General features: G+C 70.8%; 22 protein-coding genes and 1 pseudogene. 2 read left to right on the top strand and 21 right to left on the bottom strand.

From position 1 onward, the window contains the following. Positions 1 to 228: 228 nt before the first annotated feature. Entirely contained in the window at positions 229 to 771 is a 543-nt protein-coding gene (locus tag Q8A52_RS39575; RefSeq protein WP_316761017.1) for a hypothetical protein, read from the top strand. A gap of 76 nt (positions 772 to 847) precedes the next feature. On the opposite strand, the gene Q8A52_RS39570 is transcribed toward Q8A52_RS39575, so the two are convergent. The 14 genes from Q8A52_RS39570 to pyrR form a co-directional block, all read right to left on the bottom strand. Next, the gene (locus Q8A52_RS39570; protein WP_316761015.1) at positions 848 to 2,995 is read right to left on the bottom strand and encodes a primosomal protein N'; all 2,148 of its coding nucleotides are present in this window, start codon (positions 2,993 to 2,995) and stop codon (positions 848 to 850) included. Positions 2,996 to 3,421: 426 nt separating this feature from the next. Then, positions 3,422 to 4,645 carry a methionine adenosyltransferase gene (gene metK, locus Q8A52_RS39565; protein ID WP_316761013.1) on the bottom strand — a complete coding sequence of 408 codons (1,224 nt, stop codon included), beginning with the start codon at positions 4,643 to 4,645 and terminating at the stop codon, positions 3,422 to 3,424. Positions 4,646 to 4,884: 239 nt separating this feature from the next. Beyond that, positions 4,885 to 6,087 carry a bifunctional phosphopantothenoylcysteine decarboxylase/phosphopantothenate--cysteine ligase CoaBC gene (gene coaBC, locus Q8A52_RS39560; RefSeq protein WP_316761010.1) on the bottom strand — a complete coding sequence of 401 codons (1,203 nt, stop codon included), beginning with the start codon at positions 6,085 to 6,087 and terminating at the stop codon, positions 4,885 to 4,887. Between the two features lie 137 nt (positions 6,088 to 6,224). Then, on the bottom strand, positions 6,225 to 6,497 hold the full coding sequence (gene rpoZ, locus Q8A52_RS39555; protein ID WP_005319902.1) for a DNA-directed RNA polymerase subunit omega: 273 nt from the start codon (positions 6,495 to 6,497) through the stop codon (positions 6,225 to 6,227). 38 nt (positions 6,498 to 6,535) lie between these two features. Further along, on the bottom strand, positions 6,536 to 7,093 hold the full coding sequence (gmk, locus tag Q8A52_RS39550; protein ID WP_316760949.1) for a guanylate kinase: 558 nt from the start codon (positions 7,091 to 7,093) through the stop codon (positions 6,536 to 6,538). Between the two features lie 37 nt (positions 7,094 to 7,130). Further along, positions 7,131 to 7,454, bottom strand: a complete 324-nt coding sequence (locus Q8A52_RS39545) for an integration host factor (protein WP_003977346.1) — start codon at positions 7,452 to 7,454, stop codon at positions 7,131 to 7,133. A gap of 300 nt (positions 7,455 to 7,754) precedes the next feature. Further along, a complete protein-coding gene (gene pyrF / locus Q8A52_RS39540) occupies positions 7,755 to 8,600 on the bottom strand; it encodes an orotidine-5'-phosphate decarboxylase (protein ID WP_316760948.1) in 846 nt (281 codons plus the stop codon). Then, the gene (locus Q8A52_RS39535) at positions 8,597 to 9,712 is read right to left on the bottom strand and encodes a quinone-dependent dihydroorotate dehydrogenase (RefSeq protein WP_316760946.1); all 1,116 of its coding nucleotides are present in this window, start codon (positions 9,710 to 9,712) and stop codon (positions 8,597 to 8,599) included. The genes pyrF and Q8A52_RS39535 overlap by 4 nt, the downstream gene beginning before the upstream one ends. 57 nt (positions 9,713 to 9,769) lie before the next feature. Then, the gene (carB, locus tag Q8A52_RS39530; RefSeq protein ID WP_316760944.1) at positions 9,770 to 13,078 is read right to left on the bottom strand and encodes a carbamoyl-phosphate synthase large subunit; all 3,309 of its coding nucleotides are present in this window, start codon (positions 13,076 to 13,078) and stop codon (positions 9,770 to 9,772) included. Continuing rightward, positions 13,071 to 14,228: a glutamine-hydrolyzing carbamoyl-phosphate synthase small subunit gene (gene carA, locus Q8A52_RS39525; RefSeq protein WP_316760941.1), complete on the bottom strand. Its 1,158-nt coding sequence runs from the start codon at positions 14,226 to 14,228 to the stop codon at positions 13,071 to 13,073. Before carA ends, carB begins: the two co-directional genes overlap by 8 nt. Then, positions 14,225 to 14,806 carry a PH-like domain-containing protein gene (locus Q8A52_RS39520; protein WP_316760939.1) on the bottom strand — a complete coding sequence of 194 codons (582 nt, stop codon included), beginning with the start codon at positions 14,804 to 14,806 and terminating at the stop codon, positions 14,225 to 14,227. The genes carA and Q8A52_RS39520 overlap by 4 nt, the downstream gene beginning before the upstream one ends. Beyond that, on the bottom strand, positions 14,803 to 16,116 hold the full coding sequence (locus tag Q8A52_RS39515; protein WP_316760936.1) for a dihydroorotase: 1,314 nt from the start codon (positions 16,114 to 16,116) through the stop codon (positions 14,803 to 14,805). The genes Q8A52_RS39520 and Q8A52_RS39515 overlap by 4 nt, the downstream gene beginning before the upstream one ends. Before the next feature lie 5 nt (positions 16,117 to 16,121). After that, positions 16,122 to 17,102, bottom strand: coding sequence for an aspartate carbamoyltransferase catalytic subunit (locus Q8A52_RS39510; RefSeq protein ID WP_316760934.1), 981 nt, complete (start codon positions 17,100 to 17,102; stop codon positions 16,122 to 16,124). A 94-nt stretch (positions 17,103 to 17,196) separates the two neighbouring features. Beyond that, positions 17,197 to 17,781, bottom strand: coding sequence for a bifunctional pyr operon transcriptional regulator/uracil phosphoribosyltransferase PyrR (gene pyrR, locus Q8A52_RS39505; protein ID WP_316760931.1), 585 nt, complete (start codon positions 17,779 to 17,781; stop codon positions 17,197 to 17,199). A gap of 254 nt (positions 17,782 to 18,035) precedes the next feature. Here pyrR and bldD point away from each other — a divergent pair, with 254 nt between their 5' ends. Further along, positions 18,036 to 18,539, top strand: a complete 504-nt coding sequence (bldD, locus tag Q8A52_RS39500) for a transcriptional regulator BldD (protein WP_086170636.1) — start codon at positions 18,036 to 18,038, stop codon at positions 18,537 to 18,539. 179 nt (positions 18,540 to 18,718) lie between these two features. Here bldD and nusB read toward each other — a convergent pair whose 3' ends face one another. The 7 genes and pseudogenes from nusB to Q8A52_RS39465 form a co-directional block, all read right to left on the bottom strand. Then, positions 18,719 to 19,153 (bottom strand): transcription antitermination factor NusB, encoded by a 435-nt coding sequence (gene nusB / locus Q8A52_RS39495; RefSeq protein ID WP_316760922.1) that lies wholly within the window; start codon positions 19,151 to 19,153, stop codon positions 18,719 to 18,721. 2 nt (positions 19,154 to 19,155) lie between these two features. Then, positions 19,156 to 19,722, bottom strand: a complete 567-nt coding sequence (gene efp, locus Q8A52_RS39490) for an elongation factor P (protein WP_263206605.1) — start codon at positions 19,720 to 19,722, stop codon at positions 19,156 to 19,158. Positions 19,723 to 19,772: 50 nt separating this feature from the next. After that, positions 19,773 to 20,879, bottom strand: coding sequence for an aminopeptidase P family protein (locus tag Q8A52_RS39485; RefSeq protein ID WP_316760918.1), 1,107 nt, complete (start codon positions 20,877 to 20,879; stop codon positions 19,773 to 19,775). 115 nt (positions 20,880 to 20,994) lie between these two features. Continuing rightward, positions 20,995 to 21,885, bottom strand: coding sequence for a Pro-rich N-terminal domain-containing protein (locus tag Q8A52_RS39480; protein ID WP_316760916.1), 891 nt, complete (start codon positions 21,883 to 21,885; stop codon positions 20,995 to 20,997). 189 nt (positions 21,886 to 22,074) lie between these two features. Then, a complete protein-coding gene (gene aroB, locus Q8A52_RS39475) occupies positions 22,075 to 23,166 on the bottom strand; it encodes a 3-dehydroquinate synthase (protein ID WP_316760914.1) in 1,092 nt (363 codons plus the stop codon). Next, positions 23,163 to 23,645 carry a shikimate kinase gene (locus Q8A52_RS39470; protein WP_316761245.1) on the bottom strand — a complete coding sequence of 161 codons (483 nt, stop codon included), beginning with the start codon at positions 23,643 to 23,645 and terminating at the stop codon, positions 23,163 to 23,165. Before Q8A52_RS39470 ends, aroB begins: the two co-directional genes overlap by 4 nt. A 32-nt stretch (positions 23,646 to 23,677) precedes the next feature. Then, a pseudogene (locus Q8A52_RS39465) lies at positions 23,678 to 23,841 on the bottom strand (chorismate synthase); the annotation flags it as partial.

Below are 23,841 nucleotides of genomic sequence, written 5' to 3'. Positions count from 1 at the left end.
TCCGCCGACGGCGAGCAACCTCCACGGCATACGCCGGTTGTTCGGCGAACGGGAGACAGGTGGCGGAGACAGGTGGTGCACGGGTGGGCAAACCGGCGTACGCATATGCCCGTACGCCCCCACACCGTGACCAGCGGAGCGCAAACGCGTTGGTCAAGAAAGAGTTGACCACAAAGGGCCGCATTCGGCGGCCCAATTCCTTTCAACGCCGGTTCGAGAGGCTTGTTCATGGCCGACCACGCAACCCACGACGCCCAGGCCCGGGCCAGCCTGCACTTGCTGGTGCGGGACATCGAGCGGGTCCGCCGCCAGGTGGACGCACTGCGCACGCTCACCGCCCAGTTGGGCAACGTCTACCGCCCGCGCCGCTCCGGCCCCTCCACGGGCTTCGTCGTCTACGGACGCGCCCCCGCTCCGACGGTGCGTCTCGCGCAGGAACTCCGGGACAGCGTCGAGACCCTGGTCACGGCCGCCGTGGATTTCGACCGCTCGCTCGGCTTCTCGTGGGACGCGGTGGGCTCCGCGCTCGGCGTCACCAAGCAGGCGGTGCACCGCCGTTACGGCGCCCGGCGCGCCGCGGCCCAGGCGGCCGCCGAGGCCGAGCGCACCACGGAGCCGTCGGGGACCCGCACGCTCAATGTGAACACCGGCCTCCCCGCGGTGCCCACGGTCCCCGCGGCCCGCTCCATGCCGACCCAGCCCACCGCGGGCAGCCCCACGCTCCGCAACGAGGCCCGGCCGACGGCCTTCCCCGGCCCGCGCAACGGCTGACGCACCCTCACGCCGCCCTCCCGGCAGGCATCCGGGAGGGCAGCCGCATGCCGGGCCTCCCCGGCCGCCAAGGGCCTCACCCGATGTCCGGCGGATCGATCCGCACCCGTACGGCCTCCCCGCTCCCCCGCGCCATCCGCGCGGCCTGCGCCGACTTCAGCGCGGACGCCAGCGCCGCCCCACTCCCCGGCGGCACCCGCACAAGCGCCCGCTCCCACTGCTCCCCGGGCGGCGGCGCCCCGGTCCGCCGCGGCCGCCCCGGAAGGGTGACCGGCATCGGCACGGGCCCCAACACCTCGGCATCCGAGGGCAGTTCGACCGTGCGCAGGAACTCCGCGACGGCCTCCGCCGGGCCCGACACCGCGGCCATCCGCGACACCGGCGGAAACCCCAGCTCGGCCCGCTCGGCCAGCTCCCGCACCGCGTGTCCGACAGGATCCCAGCGCACCAGTGCCTGCACCGGCCGCAGGGTCGGCTCGGCGACGACCACCACGGTGCCCCGGTCCCCCTGCGGCCGTACGAGCCCGGAGGCACCGATCCAACGGCGCAGCGCGTCCTCGCCGGCCCGCAGGTCGGGACGGCCCAGCATGGCCCAGCCGTCGAGCAGCAGAGCCGCCGCATAGCCGCCCTCGGCAACGGGTTCGGCCCCGGGTGTGCTCACGACCAGCGCCGGAGTCCCCGGCACCGTGTCCAGCACGTGCTCCCGCCCCGAGGTGCGCACCGGTACGGCGGGAAAGGCCCGCCCCAGTTCCTCGGCGGTCCGTCGCGCCCCCACGACCTGGGCCCGCAGCCGGAAGCCGCCGCACTCCGGACAGTGCCAGGCGCCCTCCTCGCGCCCGCACCACCCGCACCGCAACGCCCCCGCGTCCTGCGCCTCCAACGGCCCGGAGCAGTGCCGGCACCGCGCGGGCGCCCGGCACTGGGCACAGGCCATGCGCGGCACGTACCCCCGCCGGGGCACCTGCACGAGGACCGGCCCGTGCTTGAGCCCCTCCCGGACCGTCTGCCAGGCGAGCGTCGGCAGCCGCGCGGCACGGGCGGCCTCGTCCCGGGCGAGGTCGGCGTCCCCCACCGTCCGCACGAGGGGCGCCGCCCGTCGCACCTGCTCCCGGCCCGCGGCCAGGGGGCGCGCCCAGCCGCTCTCCACGAGCTGCGCGGCCTCCACGGTGCAGCTCCAGCCGCCCAGCAGGAAGCCGCACCGGTCCAGGGCCGCGCGCAGCAGGAGCACATCCCGGGCGTGCGGCTGCGGCGCGTGCTGCTCGCTGTGGCTGTCGTCCCCGTCGTCCCAGATGACGACCAGGCCGAGGTCCTGCACGGGCGCGAACATGGCGGCCCGCGTCCCGACGACCGCCCGTACGGAGCCCCGCCGCAGGGCGAGCCACTGTGCGTATCGCTTCTCGGGCCCGGCCTCGGCGGTGAGCAGCGCGTGCCGTCCCTCGCCGAGCAGCGCGGTCAGCGCCGCGTCGACCCGGGCGGCGGCCCGTCCGTCCGGTACGACGACGAGCGCGCCGCGTCCCGAGGCGAGCGTCGCCGTGACGGCTCGCGCGAGCTCCTCGCTCCACTCCGGTCCGGGCAGCGCGCTCCACACGGCACGGGGCGCACCTCCGGAGCCGAGCGACTCGATGAAGGCCGGCCCGTGCTCGTACCGGGACCACGACCCCGCGTCGGGCGCCGCCGGGGGTGGCAGCGGCGGGGGCGAGGGGCGCTGCTCGGCCCGCGCGCTGCGCGGTGGCACGGCCAGTTGCAGCACGTCGGCGAGGCTTCCCGCGTACCGGTCGGCGACGGCCCTGGCCAGGCCGAGCAGCTCCGCGCTCAGCACGGGTTCCGGGGACACCACCTGGGCCAGCGCGGCCAGCGGCCCGGAATAGTCGGACTCGGCCCGCCGCTCCACGAGGAAGCCGTCGATGAGCCCCCCGCCCTCACGGCGCCCCTCCCGCACGCGGGACCGGCCGGCGCCGAACCGCACCCGCACCCGCACCCCGGGCTGGGCCTCGGCGTCCAGTTCCTCGGGCACGGCGTAGTCGAAGTACCGGTCGAGGTGGAGCACGCCCTTGTCGACCAGCACCCGTGCGACGGGCAGCTCCTTGGCCAGCGCGGCCCCCCGCCAGGTCCGGGGCTTGGCCCGCGGCACCTTGGCATCCCGCACGCTCTCCCGGATGAGCGCGAGCTGCTCCGGCGGCGCCCCTTCGGCCCCGCCGTCCCCCTGCCCGTTCTCGCTGCTCACGCTTGCATTCTTACCAAAAGCCACTGACAAGCGACGCACGCCCGAGATCAACCCGGCCACGGCCGCCGTCAGGCGCTGACTTCTGCCTTGGGCCACTCGGCCATACCGGTCCAGGACCGGCAGCAGGATTCGAACCTGCGTGGAAATCATTCCGGAAGTTGAAGTACCCGTGACCCTCGCACCGGGCGGCGTCGTTCTCCCGAGATCCAGTCGACAGCGGTCTGTGCAAAGCCAGTTTCACCGCACGCACGAAGCGCACTCCACCGAAGTAACCGCGGTCATCGCACCGGGAGATCACCACCGTAAGGGCGTGGCCGAAGGGCCCGCGAGCCATTTTCCCGGCCGGTGAATCACCCGGGTTGTGAAACGCCGCGGCCCGGCCCCCGAGGGGAAGCCGGGCCGCGGCGGGAAACCTGCACTCGGGACTTACAGCCCCGCAGCCTTGCGCAGCGCGTCCACGCGGTCCGTGCGCTCCCAGGTGAAGTCGGGAAGCTCGCGGCCGAAGTGGCCGTACGCCGCGGTCTGGGCGTAGATCGGGCGGAGCAGGTCGAGGTCGCGGATGATGGCGGCCGGACGGAGGTCGAAGACCTCGTCGATCGCCTTCTCGATCTTCTCGGGCTCGACCTTGTGGGTGCCGAAGGTCTCGATGAAGAGACCGACCGGCTCGGCCTTGCCGATCGCGTAGGCGACCTGGACCTCGCAGCGGGAGGCCAGACCCGCGGCGACGACGTTCTTGGCGACCCACCGCATGGCGTACGCGGCCGAGCGGTCCACCTTGGACGGGTCCTTGCCGGAGAAGGCGCCGCCGCCGTGGCGGGCCATGCCGCCGTAGGTGTCGATGATGATCTTGCGGCCGGTCAGACCCGCGTCACCCATCGGGCCGCCGATCTCGAAGCGGCCGGTCGGGTTGACCAGCAGGCGGTAGCCCTCGGTGTCCAGCTTGATGCCCTCGTCGAGCAGCGCCTTGAGCTCCGGCTCGACGACGAACTCACGGATGTCGGGGGCGAGCAGCGACTCCAGGTCGATGTCGCTCGCGTGCTGCGAGGAGACGACCACGGTGTCGAGGCGGACGGCCTTGTCGCCGTCGTACTCGATGGTGACCTGCGTCTTGCCGTCCGGGCGCAGGTAAGGGATCGTGCCGTTCTTGCGGACGTCCGAGAGGCGCTTGGACAGACGGTGCGCCAGGAAGATCGGGAGCGGCATCAGCGTCGGCGTCTCGTCCGACGCATAGCCGAACATCAGGCCCTGGTCGCCCGCGCCCTGCTTGTCGAGCTCGTCCCCTTCTCCCCTTCGGGCGGCCCCCTCGACCCGGGACTCGTACGCGGTGTCCACACCCTGGGCGATGTCCGGGGACTGCGCGCCGATCGACACCGACACACCGCAGGAAGCGCCGTCGAAGCCCTTCTTGGAGGAGTCGTAGCCGATCTCCAGGATCGTGTTGCGGACCAGCGTCGCGATGTCCGCGTACGTCTTGGTCGTGACCTCGCCGGCCACGTGCACCAGGCCCGTGGTGATCAGTGTCTCCACGGCGACCCGGGAGGTCGGGTCCTCGCGCAGAAGCGCGTCGAGAATGGTGTCGCTGATCTGGTCAGCGATCTTGTCGGGGTGACCCTCGGTCACGGACTCCGAGGTGAACAGGCGACGGGACACAACGCTCCCTGGGGTTGCAGCGGCTGCTGGCTGATCATTGGCGGACCACACGGGGGGCTGCGCCCGGCGTCGTCCGAGAACAGTTTATCGGTCGTGCTCGGCCGCCGGCCCACCCGTCTCGCCTCTCGGGAGCGCTGTGACCTGCGGCACGCGCATTCTGCCCAATACCGAGCGGCATTGGCCAGTGCCGCCACGCGACAATGTCACGAGCGAAAGCGCCATCGCGTGGCCGAAACAATTCAGGTCAGACGGGGCCCCACCAGGTCCCAGACGATGTCGGCCAGCGCCTCCTTCGGGCCGTGCGGTACGGGCGTCTCGCTGCCGTCCGCGCCCAGCACAACGGCCTCGTTCTCCTCGGCACCGAAGGTCTTGCGCTCCCCCACCTCGTTCACCACGAGGAGATCGCATCCCTTGCGCGCCAGCTTCGCCCGGCCATGGGCGAGGACGTCCTCGGTCTCGGCGGCGAAACCGACAATCACCTGTCCGGGGCGCGCCCGGTCGGCTGAGATCTCCGCGAGGATGTCCGGATTCCGCACCAGGACGACCGGCTCCGGGTCCTGGCCGTCCTTCTTCTTGATCTTCCCCGAGGCGTAGTTCGCGGGCCGGAAGTCCGCGACGGCGGCGGCCATCACGACCGCGTCGGCGTCCGCGGCCGCCTTCAGCACCGCCTCGCGCAGTTGCACGGCCGTGCCGACCTGGACGACGTCCACGCCGGCCGGGTCGGGCATGCCGGTGTTCGCCGCGATCAGCGTCACCCGGGCGCCCCGCGCGGCGGCCGTACGGGCGAGGGCATAGCCCTGCTTGCCGGAGGAGCGGTTGCCGAGGAAGCGGACCGGGTCGAGGGGCTCACGGGTGCCGCCGGCGGTGACGACGACATGCCGGCCCTTCAGGTCCGGCTCGTGGACGCCCCGGGCCAGTACCCGGCGGCAGACCTCGAATATCTCGGCGGGGTCGGGCAGGCGGCCCTTGCCGGTGTCGACGCCGGTGAGGCGGCCGACCGCCGGCTCGATCACGACGGCGCCGCGGCGGCGCAGCGTCGCCACGTTCTCCTGGGTGGCCGGATGCTCCCACATCTCGGTGTGCATGGCCGGGGCGAAGACGACCGGACAGCGGGCGGTGAGGAGCGTGTTGGTGAGGAGGTCGTCGGCGAGGCCATGGGCGGCCTTGGCGAGCATGTCGGCCGTGGCCGGGGCCACCACCACCAGGTCGGCGTGCTGGCCGATGCGGACGTGCGGGACCTCGTGGACGCCGTCCCAGACCTCGGTGGAGACGGGGTTGCCGGACAGGGCGGACCAGGTGGCGGCGCCGACGAAGTGCAGCGCGGAGGCGGTCGGGACCACGCGGACGTCGTGACCGGACTCCGTCAGCCTCCGCAGCAGCTCACAGGCCTTGTACGCGGCGATGCCACCGCTGACACCCAGAACGACCCTTGGCTTGTCCACCGTGTCTCCCCGAACTCGACAACGTACGACTCAATGCTGCATCACGGCGGGGAGCGACCCCCGCACCCCCGAGCACACCACAGGCCCGGCAGTCGCGCTGCCGGGCCTGTGGATAAGCCAACCGCAATCTGAAGGTACTACTGCGCCGGGCCCTCGATGGCCTCGGAGGTCAGCAGACCGGCGTTGATCTCGCGCAGGGCGATGGAGAGCGGCTTCTCGTGGACGTGGGTGTCGACGAGCGGACCGACGTACTCGAGGAGGCCCTCGCCGAGCTGCGAGTAGTACGCGTTGATCTGACGGGCCCGCTTGGCCGCATAGATCACGAGGCTGTACTTCGAGTCGGTGGCTTCGAGGAGCTCGTCGATCGGCGGGTTGATGATGCCCTCGGGCGCAGTGATGGAAGAGGACACGCTCTACCTTCCGAAAGATGGGAAAAGATCAGACACGATCACACAACGTCCATCAAGGCTAGCAGCTCGCGCGCCACGTCCTCGACGGAGGTGTTGACCAAGGTCACGTCGAACTCCGGCTCGGCCGCCAGCTCGATCTTGGCCGCCTCCAGGCGGCGCTCGATCACCTCGGGCGGCTCGGTGCCCCGGCCCGTGAGCCTGCGCACGAGCTCCTCCCAGGAGGGAGGAGCCAGGAACACCAGCTGGGCCTCCGGCATGGACTCACGGATCTGCCGGGCGCCCTGGAGGTCGATCTCCAGGAGGACCGGCACACCGGCCTCCAGGTGCTCCAGCACGGCCGCACGCGGCGTGCCGTAGCGGTTGCCGGCGAATTCGGCCCACTCCAGCAGCTCGCTGTTGGCGATCAGCTTGTCCATCTCCTCGTCGGTGACGAAGAAGTAGTGGACACCGTGCTTCTCGCCGGGGCGGGGCTGACGCGTGGTCGCCGACACCGAGAGCCAGACCTCGGGGTGTTCCTTGCGCATATGGGCGACGACCGTGCTCTTGCCGACCCCGGAGGGGCCGGAGAGCACGGTCAGCCGCGGACGTTCACTCATGCAGCGATTATTCCAGCAATCCCGGGATGTCCGGGACTCAGGAGCCGGTGCTGCCGAACTCGCGCTCCAGGGAGGCGATCTGGTTGGAACCGAGGCCGCGCACGCGGCGGCTCTCGGAGATACCGAGTCGCTCCATGATCTGCTTGGCGCGGACCTTGCCCACGCCCGGCAGGGACTCGAGCAGGGCGGAGACCTTCATCTTGCCGATGACGTCGTTCTCCTGGCCCTGCTTGATGACCTCGTGAAGAGAGGCGCCGGAGTGCTTGAGTCGATTCTTGACCTCGGCCCGCTCCCGGCGAGCCGCGGCGGCCTTTTCGAGCGCGGCTGCGCGCTGTTCAGGGGTAAGGGGCGGAAGAGCCACGCCTACGTCACCTCGGATGTCGAACTGTCGGATACGGACCGGTGAGGAACCTAGTCGCCCCACACCTGGGGAGCTACGAGCAACACGCTTGCCCGTTCACTCTGCTCGGAGACTAGCGGTCGAGACCGCCAGAGTCAGCGAGAACAGCGGAAAAGTCCTGGTCAGCCTCCGTCAGGCCGGACATTTCAGACATACTGCCCCGGATTTGAGGATGTATTCAGACTCAAGACGTCCAGGCGCCCCTCACCGGAACACCCTTCGGACACATATCCGAGCCCCGACGGAGACTCATCGGAGGACTCAAACAGCCGTCACGGCCGCCCTGATCTCCTCCGCGAAGCGATCCGCGGCCGAGCGCAGCGCTCCGACCTCGGGACCGTGACGCAGAACACCTCGGCTGACGTTCGGCACGACATTGCGCACCGCCGCCCCGAAGACCCCGGGAAGGTCGGCCGGAGTCGCCCCCTGGGCGCCGATGCCGGGGGCGAGGAGCGGACCGTTGATGTCGAGGTCGTACGACGACAGGTCGCCGAGCGTGGCGCCCACGACCGCTCCGAAGGAGCCCAGGGGCTCCTCCCCCGCGTTCTCGGCCGCCAGATGGGCCAGCATCGTCGCCCCGATGTTCCGTCCGCCGGCCCGCACCGCGTGCTGCACCTCGCCGCCCTCCGGGTTGGAGGTCAGCGCCAGGACGAATAGTCCCGCGCCGCTCTCCCGGGCCAGCGCGATCGCCGGGCTCAGCGAGCCGTAGCCGAGGTACGGCGAGACGGTCAGGGCGTCCGAGAACAGCGGGGCGTCCTTGTGCAGGAAGGCCTCGGCGTAGGCAGCCATGGTCGAGCCGATGTCGCCGCGCTTGGCGTCCATGACGATCAGGGCACCGGCCGCGCGTGCCTCCTCGACGGTCTTCTCCAGGACGGCGAGGCCCCGTGAGCCGAAGCGCTCGAAGAACGCGCTCTGCGGCTTGAGCACGGCCACCCGGTCGGCCATCGCCTCGACGACCGTGCGGCTGAACCGCTCCAGGCCGGCGACGTCGTCGTTCAGTCCCCACTCCGAGAGCAGCGACGCGTGCGGGTCGATGCCGACGCACAGCGGGCCGCGCTCGTCCATGGCGCGGCGAAGGCGCGCGCCGAAGGGTTCCAGGGCGGTCATACCGTCTTTCCTGCCTTCCTGACATCGGCGCCGACGGCGTCGGCGAGGGTCGCGTACGGGCTCGTACGGAGGCGGGCGGCGAGCCCCTTGTGGATCGCCCGGCCCCAGAAGGGCCCCTCGTAGATGAAGGCGCTGTAGCCCTGGATCAGCGTCGCGCCCGCCAGGATCCGCTGCCAGGCGTCCTCGGCGTTCTCGATGCCGCCCACGCCCACCAGGGTGATCCGGTCGCCCACGCGCGCGTACAGCCGGCGCAGGACCTCCAGGGAGCGCGCCTTCAGCGGGGCGCCGGACAGTCCGCCGGTCTCCTTGACGAGGGAGGGGCCCGACTGCAGACCGAGCCCCTCGCGCGCGATGGTGGTGTTCGTGGCGATGATCCCGTCCAGGCCGAGCTCGACGGCCAGGTCGGCGACGGCGTCGACGTCCTCGTCGGCAAGGTCCGGAGCGATCTTCACCAGCAGCGGGACCCGGCGGTGGGACACCGTGCGGTCGGCGGCCTCGCGCACCGCGCTCAGGAGCGGGCGCAGCGCCTCGGTCGCCTGCAGGTTGCGCAGTCCCGGCGTGTTCGGCGAGGAGACGTTGACCACCAGGTAGTCGGCGTACGGCGCGAGCCGCTCGGTCGACTTCACGTAGTCGCCCACGGCCTCCGCCTCCGGGACGACCTTGGTCTTGCCGATGTTCACGCCCACGACGGTCCGGAAGACCGGCTCACGGGTCGCGAGACGGGCGGCGACGGCGAGGGAGCCGTCGTTGTTGAAGCCCATGCGGTTGATCAACGCACGGTCCGGGACGAGCCGGAACAGCCGCTTCCCGGGGTTTCCGGGCTGCCGCTCGCCCGTCACGGTGCCGATCTCGACGTGGTCGAAGCCCAGCATCGACATCCCGTCGATGGCGACGGCGTTCTTGTCGAAGCCGGCGGCGAGGCCGAAGGGGCCGTGCATCCGCAGCCCGAACGCCTCCGTGCGCAGATCCTTGTAGCGGGGCGCGAGGGCGGCCGCGAGGAAGGTGCGCAGGACCGGGATGCGGACGGCGAGGCAGATCCAGCGGAAGGCCAGGTGGTGGGCCTGCTCGGGGTCCATCCGTTTGAAAACCAGACGGAAGAAGAGCTTGTACATGTCTCCGAGTCCTCGTGAATGAGGGGGACACCGTTTCCGGTGTCCCCCTCAGGGCTGCTAGTCGCGGGCCGCGGTCAGGTGTTCCGCGTGTTCCTGGAGCGAACGCACACCCACGTCTCCGTGGTTGAGGGCGTCGATGCCCTGGACCGCGGCGGCGAGCGCCTGCACCGTCGTCAGGCAGGGCACGGACCGCGCCACAGCCGCTGTACGGATCTCGTAGCCGTCGAGGCGGCCGCCGGTGCCGTACGGGGTGTTGACGATCAGGTCGACCTCGCCGTCGTGGATGAGCTGGACGATCGTCCGCTCGCCGTTCGGCCCGACGCCCTCCGACTGCTTGCGCACGATGGTGGCGTGAATGCCGTTGCGCTTGAGGACCTCGGCCGTGCCGGACGTGGCCAGCAGTTCGAAGCCGTGCGCGACCAGTTCACGCGCCGGGAAGATCATCGAGCGCTTGTCCCGGTTGGCGACCGAGATGAACGCCCGGCCCTTCGTCGGCAGCGGGCCGTAGGCACCCGCCTGGGACTTGGCGTAGGCCGTACCGAAGACGGAGTCGATGCCCATGACCTCGCCGGTGGAGCGCATCTCCGGGCCGAGCACGGTGTCCACGCCACGGCCGTGGATGTCACGGAACCGCGACCACGGCATGACCGCCTCCTTGACGGAGATCGGCGCGTCGAACGGCAGCTCGCCGCCGTCGCCGTCGGCCGGCAGCAGACCCTCGGCGCGCAGCTCGGCGATGGTCGCGCCCAGGGAGATCCGGGCGGCGGCCTTGGCCAGCGGGACCGCGGTCGCCTTCGAGGTGAAGGGGACGGTGCGGGACGCGCGCGGGTTGGCCTCCAGGACGTAGAGGATGTCGCCCGCCATCGCGAACTGGATGTTGATCAGGCCCCGCACGCCCACGCCCTTGGCGATGGCCTCGGTCGAGGCGCGCAGGCGCTTGATGTCGAAGCCGCCCAGCGTGATCGGGGGCAGCGCACAGGCCGAGTCGCCGGAGTGGATGCCGGCCTCCTCGATGTGCTCCATGACGCCGCCGAGGTAGAGCTCGTGGCCGTCGTAGAGGGCGTCCACGTCGATCTCGATCGCGTCGTCGAGGAACCGGTCGACCAGCACCGGGCGCGACGGGCTGATCTCCGTCGACTCCGCGATGTAGGAGGACAGCCGGGTCTCGTCGTACACGATCTCCATGCCGCGTCCGCCGAGGACGTACGAGGGGCGGACGAGCACCGGGTAGCCGATCTCGTCGGCGATGGCCTTGGCCTCGGCGAAAGTCGTGGCGGTGCCGTGCTTGGGGGCCGGGAGGCCCGCCTCGGCCAGCACCCGCCCGAAGGCTCCCCGGTCCTCGGCCGCGTGGATGGCCTCGGGGGACGTGCCCACGATCGGCACGCCGTTGTCCTTGAGCGCCTGCGACAGGCCCAGCGGCGTCTGGCCGCCCAGCTGGACCACCACACCGGCGACCGGACCGGCCTGCTGCTCCGCGTGGACGATCTCCAGCACGTCCTCGAGGGTCAGCGGCTCGAAGTACAGGCGGTCGGAGGTGTCGTAGTCCGTGGAGACGGTCTCCGGGTTGCAGTTGACCATCACGGTCTCGAACCCCGCGTCGCTGAGCGCGAAGGAGGCGTGGACGCACGAGTAGTCGAACTCGATGCCCTGCCCGATCCGGTTCGGACCGGAGCCGAGGATGATGACCGCGGGCTTCTCGCGCGGCGCGACCTCGGTCTCCTCGTCGTAGGAGGAGTAGAAGTACGGCGTCCGTGCCGCGAACTCGGCGGCGCAGGTGTCGACCGTCTTGTAGACCGGCCGGATCCCGAGCGCGTGGCGGACCTCGCGCACGACGTCCTCGCGCAGCCCGCGGATCTCGCCGATCTGCTGGTCGGAGAAGCCGTGCCGCTTGGCCTCGGCGAGCAGGTCCGGGGTGAGCTCGGCGGCCTCGGCCAGCTCGTCCGCGATCTCCTTGATGAGGAAGAGCTGGTCCACGAACCAGGGGTCGATCTTCGTGTACTCGAAGACCTCCTCCTGCGTGGCGCCCGCGCGGATGGCCTGCATGACCGTGTTGATCCGGCCGTCGGTGGGCCGTACGGCCTCGCGCAGCAGCTCGTCCTTGTCACCTGCCGCGCCGACGAAGGTGAACTGGCTGCCCTTCTTCTCCAGCGAGCGCAGCGCCTTCTGGAAGGCCTCGGTGAAGTTGCGGCCGATGGCCATGGCCTCGCCGACCGACTTCATGGTGGTGGTGAGGGTGGAGTCGGCCTGCGGGAACTTCTCGAAGGCGAACCTCGGGGCCTTCACGACGACGTAGTCGAGGGTCGGCTCGAAGGAGGCCGGGGTCTCCTGCGTGATGTCGTTCGGGATCTCGTCGAGGGTGTAGCCGACGGCGAGCTTGGCCGCGATCTTGGCGATCGGGAAGCCGGTCGCCTTGGACGCGAGGGCCGAGGAGCGCGACACGCGCGGGTTCATCTCGATGACGATGACCCGGCCGTCCTCGGGGTTCACCGCGAACTGGATGTTGCAGCCGCCGGTGTCGACGCCGACCTCGCGGATGACCGCGATGCCGATGTCGCGCAGGATCTGGTACTCGCGGTCGGTGAGGGTCATCGCCGGGGCGACGGTGATCGAGTCACCGGTGTGCACGCCCATCGGGTCGAAGTTCTCGATGGAGCAGACGACCACGACGTTGTCGTGCTTGTCGCGCATCAGCTCCAGCTCGTACTCCTTCCAGCCGAGGATGGACTCCTCCAGGAGCACCTCGGTGGTCGGCGAGAGGGTCAGGCCCTGGCCGGCGATGCGGCGCAGCTCGTCCTCGTCGTGGGCGAAGCCGGAGCCGGCTCCGCCCATCGTGAAGGACGGGCGGACGACGACCGGGTAGCCGCCGAGCTGCTCGACGCCCGCGAGGACGTCCTCCATGGAGTGGCAGATGACCGAGCGGGCGGACTCGCCGTGGCCGATCTTCTCCCGCACCGCCTCGACGACCAGCTTGAACTGGTCGCGGTCCTCGCCCTTGTGGATGGCCTCGACGTTGGCGCCGATCAGTTCGACGCCGTACTTGTCCAGGACGCCGTTCTCGTGCAGCGAGATGGCGGTGTTGAGGGCCGTCTGACCGCCCAGGGTGGGCAGCAGCGCGTCCGGCCGCTCCTTGGCGATGATCTTCTCGACGAAGTCGGGGGTGATCGGCTCGACGTAGGTGGCGTCGGCGATCTCCGGGTCGGTCATGATCGTCGCCGGGTTGGAGTTCACGAGGACGACGCGCAGGCCCTCGGCGCGCAGGACGCGGCACGCCTGGGTGCCGGAGTAGTCGAACTCGGCGGCCTGGCCGATGACGATCGGGCCGGAGCCGATGACCAGGACGGACTGGATATCGGTGCGCTTAGGCACGCTGGCCCTCCATCAGGGAAACGAAGCGGTCGAACAGGTAGGCGGCGTCGTGCGGACCCGCGGCTGCTTCGGGGTGGTACTGGACGCTGAAGGCCGGCTTGTCGAGGAGCTGGAGGCCCTCCACCACGTTGTCGTTGAGGCAGACGTGGGAGACCTCGACGCGGCCGTAGGAAGTGTCGGAGATGTGGTCGAGCGGAGCGTCCACGGCGAAGCCGTGGTTGTGCGCGGTGACCTCGACCTTGCCGGTCGTACGGTCCTGCACCGGCTGGTTGATGCCCCGGTGGCCGTACTTCAGCTTGTAGGTGCCGAAGCCGAGCGCGCGGCCCAGGATCTGGTTGCCGAAGCAGATGCCGAAGAGCGGGGTGCCGCGCTCCAGCACCGCCTGCATGACGGAGACCGGGTGGTCGGCGGTGGCCGGGTCGCCGGGGCCGTTGGAGAAGAACACACCGTCGGGGTTGACGGCGTACACGTCCTCGGCGGTCGCCGTGGCGGGCAGCACGTGCACCTCGATGCCGCGCTCGGCCATCCGGTGCGGGGTCATGCCCTTGATGCCGAGGTCGACGGCGGCGACGGTGTACTTCTTCTCACCGATCGCGGGGACGACGTACGTCTCCTTGGTGGCGACCTCGGCGGAGAGGTCGGCGCCCTCCATCTCCGGGGCCTGGCGCACCTCGGCGAGCATGGTGCCCTCGTCGGGCAGCGCGTTGCCGGAGAAGATGCCGACGCGCATGGCGCCGCGCTCGCGCAGGTGGCGGGTCAGGGCGCGGGTGTCGATGCCGCTGATGCCGACGACGCCCTGGTGGCGCAGTTCCTCGTCCAGGGAGCGCTTGGCGCGCCAGTTGGAGGGCACGCGCGCGGGGTCGCGCACGACGTAACCCGCGACCCAGATGCGCTTGGACTCGGGGTCCTCGTCGTTGACGCCGGTGTTGCCGACGTGCGGGGCGGTCATGACGACGACCTGGCGGTGGTACGACGGGTCGGTGAGGGTCTCCTGGTAGCCGGTCATGCCGGTGGAGAACACGGCTTCGCCGAAGGTCACCCCCACGGCCCCGTAGGCGCGGCCGCGGAAGATCCGGCCGTCCTCCAGGACGAGTACGGCGGGAGCTGCCTTGTGCCTCTGCGAGGCGGCTCCCTGGATGGAGGTCGTCATCGTTCGGCGCCTTCCGTGCTGGGTGTCTTGATCATGGAGTTGATGGCGTCGGCCCACTCGTTGTGCTCGGCCGCGCGGTCGGAGCGGAAGCCGGAGTCGATCAGCCGGTCCCCGTGGGCCCAGGTGACCACGAGCAGGCCGCCCTCGGTGAGGACCTTGCCCGCGATGCCCTTGTCGAGCCGGGCCTCGCGCAGCGCGGCGACGGGGACGAAGAAGTCGGCCGCTCCGGGGCGTACGACGTCGAGGCCCGCGTCCGTCAGCGTGAGCTCGGCCCGGCTGCGGGTGCCCAGGCCGTGGGCCACGATGCGGTCCAGCCACTGCCCGGCGGTGGTGGAGCCGTGGTAGCGGCCGCTCATGCTCAGTCTGGCCGGGCCCAGGTCGTCCGGCGCGCTGGGCAGCTCCGGGATGTCGCCCTGAAGAGTGCCGCGCCACTTCCAGCCCTCGCGCATCAGCCAGTAGACGAGCGCGACGAACAGGGCGAGTCCGACGAGCCAGCCGGCGCGGGCGGCCCAGTCGGTGACCTCGGCCGATTTCTTCTCGGCGGCCAGGTCGGCGGCCAGCAGGATTACAGGTGTCACGTGAGCTTCCCGTCGACGAGCGTCGCCTTGCCCCGCAGCCACGTGTGGGTGACTCGGCCCGGCAGCTCACGTCCCTCGTACGGGGTGTTGCGGCTGCGCGAGGCGAAGCCCGCGGGGTCCACCCGGCCACGGTATGCGGTGTCGACCAGCGTGAGGTTGGCGGGCTCGCCTGCCGAGACGGGACGGCCGTGGCCCTCGGCCCGTCCGATCCGCGCGGGCTTGAAGGACATGCGGTCGGCGACGCCGGCCCAGTCCAGCAGGCCTGTCTCGACCATGGTCTCCTGGACCACCGACAGCGCGGTCTCCAGGCCCACCATGCCCATGGCGGCCGCGGCCCACTCGCAGTCCTTGTCCTCGTGCGGGTGCGGGGCGTGGTCGGTGGCGACGATGTCGATCGTGCCGTCGGCCAGCGCCTCGCGCAGGGCCAGCACGTCGCGCTCGGTGCGCAGCGGCGGGTTGACCTTGTAGACCGGGTTGTAGGTGCGCACCATCTCGTCCGTCAGAAGCAGGTGGTGCGGGGTCACCTCGGCGGTGACGTCGATACCGCGGGACTTGGCCCAGCGGACGATCTCCACGGACCCGGCGGTCGACAGGTGGCAGATGTGGACGCGGGAGCCGACGTGCTCGGCGAGCAGGACGTCGCGGGCGATGACCGACTCCTCGGCGACGGCCGGCCAGCCGCCGAGGCCGAGCTCGGCGGAGACGATGCCCTCGTTCATCTGGGCGCCCTCGGTCAGCCGCGGCTCCTGCGCGTGCTGGGCGACGACACCGCCGAAGGCCTTCACGTACTCCAGTGCGCGGCGCATGATCACGGCGTCGTCGACGCACTTGCCGTCGTCGGAGAAGACGGTCACGCCCGCCGCCGACTCGTGCATCGCGCCCAGCTCGGCGAGCTTCTTGCCCTCCAGGCCGACGGTGACGGCGCCGATGGGCTGCACATCGCAGTAGCCGTGCTCCTGGCCGAGCCGGTAGACCTGCTCGACGACGCCGGCGGTGTCGGCGACCGGGAAGGTGTTGGCCATGGCGAACACGGCCGTGTAACCGCCGCCGGCGGCGGCGCGCGTGCCGGTCAGCACGGTCTCGGAGTCCTCGCGGCCCGGCTCGCGCAGATGGGTGTGCAGGTCGACCAGGCCCGGCAGCAGTACCTTGCCGGCGGCCTCGACAACGGTCACATCCTGCGCGCCTCCGGCACGACCGGCGCCGTCGGCGCTCAGTCCGACGCCGACCTCGGCAATCGTCTCGCCGTCGATCAGTACGTCCTGCGGTTCGCCGCCGAGCACCTTCGCACCACGGATCAGGATCTTGCTCATGGGTCTTACTTCTCCTCGAGGGTGCGGGCGTGGGTGACGGCGGGTTCGTTGCCGCCCAGCAGCAGATACAGAACGGCCATCCGGATGGAGACTCCGTTGGCCACCTGCTCGACGACGGTGCAGCGGTCGGAGTCGGCGACCTCGGCGGTGATCTCCATGCCGCGGACCATGGGGCCGGGGTGCATCACGATGGCGTGCTCGGGCATCTTGGCCATGCGGTCGCCGTCGAGGCCGTAGCGCCGTGAGTACTCGCGCTCGGTCGGGAAGAAGGCGGCGTTCATGCGCTCGCGCTGCACGCGGAGCATCATCACGGCGTCGGACTTCGGCAGGGTGCTGTCGAGGTCGTACGACACCTCGCAGGGCCAGTTCCCGATGCCGACCGGCACCAGGGTGGGCGGGGCGACCAGGGTGACCTCGGCGCCGAGGGTGTGCAGCAGGTCGACGTTGGAGCGGGCGACGCGGCTGTGCAGCACGTCCCCGACGATGGTGATGCGCTTGCCGGCGAGGTCCTGGCCGAGCCCGGTGTCCCGGCCGATCAGCCGGCGGCGCATGGTGAAGGCGTCGAGCAGGGCCTGGGTGGGGTGCTGGTGGGTGCCGTCGCCTGCGTTGATGACCGCCGCGTCGATCCACCCGGAGTTGGCCAGCCGGTAGGGGGCTCCGGAGGCGCCGTGCCGGATGACGACGGCGTCGACGCCCATCGCCTCCAGGGTCTGGGCGGTGTCCTTCAGGGACTCGCCCTTGGAGACGCTCGACCCCTTGGCGGAGAAGTTGATGACGTCCGCGGAGAGGCGCTTCTCCGCGGCCTCGAAGGAGATCCGGGTCCGCGTGGAGTCCTCGAAGAAGAGGTTGACGATCGTGCGGCCGCGCAGGGTCGGCAGCTTTTTGATCGGCCGGTCGGCGACCCGGGCCATCTCCTCGGCGGTGTCGAGGATCAGGACGGCGTCGTCGCGGGTGAGATCGGCGGCCGAGATGAGATGACGCTGCATCTGTCAGGCTCCGTAAGGCAGTTCAGGTTTTGGGAGATTCCGGGCAGGCGGAGGCGCGGGTACGGGGCCGTACGGCCGGGGCCGTACGCCTGCGCTACTGCTGCTCGCCCGGGGCGGCCGGCTTCGCACCGAGCAGCACGGTGTCGCGACCGTCCTCCTCGGCGAGCTGGACCTTGACCGTCTCCCGCAGCGACGTGGGGAGGTTCTTGCCGACATAATCGGCGCGGATGGGCAGTTCGCGGTGGCCGCGGTCGACGAGGACCGCGAGCTGGACCGCCCGGGGGCGCCCGATGTCGTTCAGGGCGTCGAGGGCGGCGCGGATCGTGCGGCCGGAGAAGAGCACGTCGTCGACGAGGACGACCAGTCGGCCGTCGATGCCGTCACCGGGGATGTCGGTGCGGGCCAGCGCACGCGGCGGGTGCATGCGCAGGTCGTCGCGGTACATGGTGATGTCGAGGGAGCCGACCGGGATCTTGCGGTCGGTGATGTCCTCGAGCTTGGCGGCGAGCCGCTGGGCGAGGAAGACGCCCCGGGTCGGAATGCCGAGGAGCACCACGTCGTCGGCGCCCTTGGCGCGCTCGACGATCTCGTGGGCGATACGGGTCAACACCCGTGCGATGTCGGGCCCTTCGAGAACGGGCCGCGCATCGGACGACGCTTGTGTGTCCTGCTTGTCCATACGAAACGGACCTCCTTCTCCGCCTCACGGGACGGACCTTAAAGGACGTCGGATTTGCGCCATCCACCGTATCAGGTCGCGGCGACGCCCCTGATCACCCCTATGGCGCAATCGGCCACCGCGACCACGGAAGAGTCGGTGTGGACCATTCGGCTTGACGCGTGGGAGTCACGCTGCGTAACCTCACAGTGAGTTACCAGCCGCGCGGTTCGGAACCACAGCCGGCCGCGTCGACACAGTGTCCGGGGAGCCATATGTCCAGCGAATACGCCAAACAGCTCGGGGCCAAGCTCCGGGCCATCCGCACCCAGCAGGGCCTTTCCCTCCACGGTGTCGAGGAGAAGTCCCAGGGACGCTGGAAGGCGGTCGTGGTCGGTTCGTACGAGCGCGGCGACCGCGCCGTAACCGTGCAGCGCCTTGCGGAGCTGGCCGATTTCTATGGTGTTCCGGTGCAGGAGCTGCTTCCGGGCACCACCCCGGGTGGCGCGGCCGAGCCGCCGCCGAAGCTGGTCCTGGACCTGGAGCGGCTCGCCACGGTCCCGGCCGAGAAGGCCGGCCCCCTGCAGCGGTACGCGGCCACGATCCAGTCCCAGCGCGGTGACTACAACGGCAAGGTGCTGTCGATCCGCCAGGACGACCTGCGCACACTCGCCGTCATCTACGACCAGTCGCCCTCGGTCCTGACCGAGCAGCTGATCAGCTGGGGTGTCCTGGACGCGGACGCGCGCCGCGCCGTGGCCACCCACGAGGAGAGCTGAGTCCGCTCCGCACTTGAGCAGAAACGTGCCGCCCGGGGGGCCGTAACTTCACGGTTCCGGCCACCCCGGCGGCGTTCTGCGGGCCTCACAGGGCTCACACGTACAAGGACGCCAGAGGGCCCGCAGCAGTCGCGCTGCGGGCCCTGTGGCGTCTGTACCGCTGAGGCCTTCGGTACCTCTTATGCCTCGTGCCGGCGCAGCGAGGGCTTGAGCTCCTTCAGCCGCCCGAGCAGGCCGTTGACGAACGAGGGCGACTCGTCCGTGGAGAACTCCTTCGCCAGCTGCACCATCTCGTCGAGGACGACGGCGTCCGGGGTCTCGTCGACCCAGATCAGCTCGTACGCACCCAGCCGCAGGATGTTGCGGTCGACGACCGGCATTCGGTCGAGCGTCCAGCCGACCGCGTACTGGGCGATCAGCTCGTCGATGCGCCGCACGTGCTCCGCGTAGCCCTCGACGAGCTGCATCGTGTACTCGCTCACCGGCGGCTGCCGGTCGTCGGTCCGGGAGAGCCGGATCCAGTCCGCGAGGACCGTCAGGACATCGGCCCCGCGCTGATCGCCCTCGAAGAGGATCTGGAAGGCACGCTTGCGGGCCGTGTTACGGGCAGCCACGGTTAGCTGTTCACCCGGCCGAGGTAGTCGCTCGTACGGGTGTCGACCTTGATCTTCTCACCGGTGGTGATGAAGAGCGGGACCTGGATCTGGTGACCGGTCTCCAGGATGGCGGGCTTGGTGCCACCGGTGGAGCGGTCGCCCTGGACGCCCGGCTCGGTCTCCTGGATGGTCAGCTCGACGGCCGCCGGGAGCTCGACGAAGAGCACCTCGCCCTCGTGCTGGGCGACGACGGCCGTGAAGCCCTCGATCAGGAAGTTCGCGGCGTCGCCGACGGTCTTCCGGTCGATGTGCAGCTGGTCGTACGTGTCCATGTCCATGAAGACGAAGTACTCGCCGTCCATGTACGAGAACTGCATGTCGCGCTTGTCGACAGTGGCCGTCTCGACCTTGACGCCGGCGTTGAAGGTCTTGTCGACCACCTTGCCGGACAGCACGTTCTTGAGCTTGGTGCGCACGAAAGCGGGGCCCTTGCCGGGCTTGACGTGCTGGAACTCGACGACGGACCAGAGCTGGCCGCCTTCGAGCTTGAGCACCAGGCCGTTCTTGAGGTCGTTCGTGGAAGCCACGGTTGCGGAATCTCCTGGACTGACGTGGACGACCCCGGGGCACGCACTTCCTACAGCGCGAGCAGCTCCTTGGTCGTGATGGTGAGTAGCTCGGGTCCGCCGTCCGCCTCGGGGCGCACGACGAGCGTGTCATCGATCCGGACACCGCCCCGGCCCGGGAGGTGGACCCCCGGTTCGACGGTGACCGGCACGCAAGCGTCCAGTTTACCCATGGCTGCGGGAGCCAACTGCGGGTCCTCGTCGATTTCGAGTCCTACCCCATGTCCCGTGAGCGGCTGCAGGCGTTCTCCGTACCCTGCCGAGTCCAGTATCTGACGTGCGGCCCGGTCCACGTCGCGGTAGGCCGCACCCGGTGCCAGGGCCTCCCGTCCGGCGCGCTGAGCGGCGAAGACCAGGTCGTACAGCTCGATCTGCCAGTCGGCCGGCGACGTACCGATGACGAAGGTACGGCCGATCTCGCAGCGATAGCCGCGATAGGTGGCGCCCAGGCAGACGGAGAGGAAGTCGCCCTCCTCGACGCGCCGGTCGGTGGGGCGGTGGCCGCGGCGGCCGGAGTTCGGCCCGGTGGCCACGGAGGTGGGGAAGCCGGGGCCGTCGGCGCCGTGATCGACGAGCCGCCGCTCCAGCTCCAGGGCGAGGTGCCGCTCGGTACGGCCGACCAGGATGGACTCCAGGAGCTCGCCCAGCGCCTGGTCGGCGATCTCCGCGCCGATCCGCAGGCAGGAGATCTCCTCCTCGTCCTTGACGACCCTGAGCTGCTCGACGGCTCCGCCGAGGTCGGCGAGGCGAAGCTCGGGGGCGGTCGAGGCGAGCGCTCTGTGGCGGCTGACCGTGAGGTGGTGTTCCTCTACGGCCATGGAGTCGGCGTCCTGGGCCGTGGCGAGCCCGGCGGCCGCGACCGCCGGGTCGCCTCCCCTGCCGGACAGGATGTGCACCCTCAGGTTCTCGTCCGGCCGCCCTTCGTAGGGGCGGTCGTCGGGCGGCTCGGCACACACCAGCAAATCCTCGCGTTTGCCGAGCAGCAGAACGGCGCCCTGCGGGGCCGCGCCCGCGAGGTACCGCACATTGGCGGGGCATGACACCAGCGCGGCGGGGCTGCCGCCGGCGTTGCAGCGTTCTTTGAGCCTGGCTCGGCGGGCCGCGTACACCTCTGACATGACACGAGCGTAGGAGCGGTGGGCGGATTGTGCCGGTTGGGAGGGTGCGGTCGGGGGACGGGGCGGGTTCGGCTGCCGAGCGCCGGGTGCGGCCGGTGGGACCGGATACCGTCGGCTACCAGTTCGGGGGGCTTGCTATGGCCCTCGCCAGGACGTCGTCCAGGACCCGCGCCGTGCCCGGGACGTCGAGCTGGGAGTTGTCGATGATCGGGAGGCCCGAGCCGTACCAGCCGGCCATGCGGCCGTGGATGCGGGCGACCTCCTCGTCGGTGAGGCGGCGGTTGCCGGTGCGCTCGGCGTTGCGCTCCAGGACGATGTCCAGGCCGGGCAGCAGGACGACGGGGAGCAGGCCGGGGCCCACATGGCGCTTCCAGCCACCGAGGCCGACGACCGGGCGGTCCGGGAAGACCGCGTCGTCGAGGATGCACGAGATGCCGTTGGCGAGGAAGTTCCGGGCGGCGAAGCCGCAGGTCCGGCGGGCCAGGCGGTACTGCGCCTCGGAGTTGTCGTTCCACCCGGACTGGGGGTCGGCGAAGCCCGAGCGGACCCATTCGCGCACGTCGTCGAGGCTGATGTGGGCGGTGGGGACCCGGCGGTGGTCCGCCCAGTACTTGGCCACGCTCGTCTTGCCCGCGCCCGCCGGACCGATCAGCAGCACGGCCAGCGTGGTGGCCGTCGGGTCCGGCACGACCGGGGCGGGCGGCGCGCTGGGCATGCCGACGGGGCCGCCGGGCGGCAGTGGCACATGGCCGGTGGTGTCGGGCGCCGACGGGGCGGGAGCGTGCTGTGGGACCGGGGGCCGCGGGGGTGCGGGCGGCATCGGTCCGGACGGGATTCCGGCGCCGGTGAAGCCCGGCGCCGGTGGCGGTGGCGGTACGGGTGCGGGACCCTGGTGGGCTCCCGGGTGGTGTGGACCGGGGTGGTGTGCGGCCGGCGACCAGCCGGCCGCCGGGCCCTGCCCCGGCTGAGGGGGCGGCGGCAGCGGAGATCCCACTGCATGCTGCATCCGGTGCCACTCCGTCTCGTTCTTCTTGCTCGGTTCACCACTCGCCGCAGGCAATTGGTGCTGGCAGCGGGTGTGGACCCGCTCGCTACCGAACGGTACCGCCCCCGGCCGTCGTTTGGTGAAACGACCGGGGGCGGTGCAAAGTGCCCGCCTCTGAAGGCGATTCGGGCACAAGGAGCGTCGATGGACTTACTGGCCCACTTCTCCGTATGCGGCGAGGAGAACGGCCGGGTCGGGACCCTCGAGGACGGTCGGCTTGGCGAGGCCGTCGAGAACGATGAAGCGCAGCAGGTCGCCGCGGGACTTCTTGTCGACCTTCATCGTCTCCAGCAGCTTGGGCCACTGGTCGTAGCGGTAGTGCAGCGGCAGCCCGACGGCCTCCAGGACCGTACGGTGACGGTCTGCCGTCGCGTCGTCCAACCGGCCTGCCAGGCGGCCGAGTTCGGCGGCGAAGTGCATACCGACCGCGACCGCGGCGCCGTGCCGCCACTGGTAGCGCTCGTTCTTCTCGATCGCGTGGGCGAGCGTGTGACCGTAGTTGAGGATCTCGCGCAGGCCCGATTCCTTCAGGTCGGAGGAGACGACCTCCGCCTTGACCCGGATCGAGCGCTCGATCAGCTCGGCCGTGTGCGGGCCCGCCGGGGTGCGCGCCGCCTCGGGGTCGGACTCGATGAGCTCCAGGATCAGCGGGTCGGCGATGAAACCGGCCTTGATGATCTCGGCGAGCCCGGAGACGTAGTCGTTGACCGGCAGCGACTCCAGCGCGGCCAGGTCGCACAGCACGCCCGTCGGCGGGTGGAAGGCGCCGACGAGGTTCTTGCCCTCGGCCGTGTTGATGCCGGTCTTGCCGCCGACGGCCGCGTCGACCATGGCCAGCACGGTCGTCGGGATCGCGATCCAGCGGACCCCGCGCAGCCAGGTCGCCGCCACGAATCCGGCGAGGTCGGTGGTCGCGCCGCCGCCGACGCCGACGATGACGTCGCTGCGCGTGAACCCGGACTGGCCGAGCGCCTTCCAGCAGTAGGCGGCGACCTCGGCGGTCTTGGCCTCCTCCGCGTTGGGCACCTGGATGGCGACGGCCTCGTAGCCCTGCCCGGCCAGGTCGGCCCGCAGGGCGTCGCCCGTCTCCGCGAGGGCCTCGGGGTGGATCACCGCGACCCGCTTGACCCTGTCGCCGATCAACCCGGCCAGTTCACCGAGGAGTTGACGGCCCACCAGGACCTCGTACGGCTCGGTGCCCGCCGTACCGCCGACCTGGATCCGCGTCACCGTCTCGCTCATGCTTGCTTCAACTCCAGTGCGTCCAGCGCTGCTTGGGTGACCTCTTCGGGCGTACGGCCGTCGGTGGACACGACCGCCGTGGCGACCCCTTCGTACAGATGCCGCCGCGCCTCCATCAGCTCGCGCCACTGCTTGCGCGGGTTGACCGCGAGCAGCGGCCGGGCCGCGTTCAGACCGGTGCGCCTTACGGCCTCCTCGACGTCCATCGAGAGGTAGAGCACGCGGTGCCCGGCGAGCAGCGCGCGGGTGTCCTCGTCGAGGACGGCGCCGCCACCGAGCGCGAGGACGCCCTCGTGCTCGGCGAGCGCGGTGTGCACCGCCCGCTTCTCGATCGCGCGGAAGACGGGCTCGCCGTCCGACACGAAGATGTCGGCGATGGCCCGGCCCTCGGCGGCCACGATGTCGTCGTCGGTGTCCCGGTAGCCGACGCCCAGCCGATCGGCGAGCAGTTGCCCGACCGTGGACTTGCCCACACCCATCGGGCCGACCAGCACAACCGCGGGCACGGCGCTCACCGGATCGCCAGGTTGTCGAGGTACGAGCGGACATTGCGGCGGGTCTCGGTCACCGAGTCACCGCCGAACTTCTCCGCCACCGCATCCGCGAGGACCAGGGCGACCATCGCCTCGGCGACAATGCCCGCGGCCGGCACCGCGGAGACGTCGGAGCGCTGGT

The sequence above is a fragment of the Streptomyces herbicida genome (genome assembly GCF_032656585.1).
In the GTDB taxonomy this organism is placed as follows: Bacteria; Actinomycetota; Actinomycetes; order Streptomycetales; family Streptomycetaceae; genus Streptomyces; species Streptomyces herbicida.
Note: the sequence above shows the minus strand (reverse complement) of the source record. Positions and strands in the feature narration are given on the sequence as shown.

Coding starts and splice junctions, on each gene's coding strand:
- Q8A52_RS39575 (WP_316761017.1), top strand. CDS start 229: ATGGCCGACCACGCAACCCACGACGCCCAGGCCCGGGCCAGCCTGCAC.
- gmk (WP_316760949.1), bottom strand. CDS start 7,093: ATGAGTGAACGTCCGCGGCTGACCGTGCTCTCCGGCCCCTCCGGGGTC.
- pyrF (WP_316760948.1), bottom strand. CDS start 8,600: ATGACCGCCCTGGAACCCTTCGGCGCGCGCCTTCGCCGCGCCATGGAC.
- Q8A52_RS39535 (WP_316760946.1), bottom strand. CDS start 9,712: ATGTACAAGCTCTTCTTCCGTCTGGTTTTCAAACGGATGGACCCCGAG.
- carA (WP_316760941.1), bottom strand. CDS start 14,228: ATGACGACCTCCATCCAGGGAGCCGCCTCGCAGAGGCACAAGGCAGCT.
- Q8A52_RS39515 (WP_316760936.1), bottom strand. CDS start 16,116: ATGAGCAAGATCCTGATCCGTGGTGCGAAGGTGCTCGGCGGCGAACCG.
- Q8A52_RS39510 (WP_316760934.1), bottom strand. CDS start 17,102: ATGCAGCGTCATCTCATCTCGGCCGCCGATCTCACCCGCGACGACGCC.
- pyrR (WP_316760931.1), bottom strand. CDS start 17,781: ATGGACAAGCAGGACACACAAGCGTCGTCCGATGCGCGGCCCGTTCTC.
- bldD (WP_086170636.1), top strand. CDS start 18,036: ATGTCCAGCGAATACGCCAAACAGCTCGGGGCCAAGCTCCGGGCCATC.
- Q8A52_RS39485 (WP_316760918.1), bottom strand. CDS start 20,879: ATGTCAGAGGTGTACGCGGCCCGCCGAGCCAGGCTCAAAGAACGCTGC.
- Q8A52_RS39480 (WP_316760916.1), bottom strand. CDS start 21,885: ATGCAGCATGCAGTGGGATCTCCGCTGCCGCCGCCCCCTCAGCCGGGG.
- aroB (WP_316760914.1), bottom strand. CDS start 23,166: ATGAGCGAGACGGTGACGCGGATCCAGGTCGGCGGTACGGCGGGCACC.
- Q8A52_RS39470 (WP_316761245.1), bottom strand. CDS start 23,645: ATGGGTGTGGGCAAGTCCACGGTCGGGCAACTGCTCGCCGATCGGCTG.